Annotated in this window: 2 pseudogenes; both read right to left on the reverse strand. The window is 66.7% G+C overall.

Annotated elements, in window-relative coordinates:
- Positions 1-228 (reverse strand): annotated as a pseudogene (locus tag H926_RS28415) (magnesium protoporphyrin IX methyltransferase); the annotation flags it as partial.
- Positions 225-417 (reverse strand): annotated as a pseudogene (chlL, locus tag H926_RS34910) (ferredoxin:protochlorophyllide reductase (ATP-dependent) iron-sulfur ATP-binding protein); the annotation flags it as partial. The pseudogenes chlL and H926_RS28415, both read right to left, overlap by 4 nt.

The raw sequence follows: 417 nt of genomic DNA on the forward strand, positions 1-417 counted from the left end.
GGTGCCGCAGCCGGCATCGAGCACGGCGCAGCGGCGCAGGTCTTGCGGCAGCCAGCCCAGCAACTGCGCGCGCATGGCATCGCGCCCGGCGCGCACCGTGGCGCGGATGCCGCTGACCTTGGCGTTGGAGGTCAGGTCGATCCATGCCTTGCGGGCGCTGCCATCGAAATAGTGCGCCAGGCGTTCGCGTTGCAGTTCATAGGGAGAGGTTGGGTGCGTGCTCATCATTCGAACCCCAGAAAATCGAAGATATCGCGGTCTTTCATCGGTGCCGCCGCGATCGGGTCCACCCCGTCCCACAGCATCTGCGCCAGGCGCAGGTATTCCTGCTGCGCGGCGATGACCTCGGGCGAGGGTTCCATTTCAAACAGCGTGCACTTTTTGAGGCGGCTGCGGCGGGTGGCGGCGGGATCGCGG

Source organism: Novosphingobium sp. B-7, from assembly GCF_000410615.1.
Taxonomy (GTDB): domain Bacteria; phylum Pseudomonadota; class Alphaproteobacteria; order Sphingomonadales; family Sphingomonadaceae; genus Novosphingobium; species Novosphingobium capsulatum.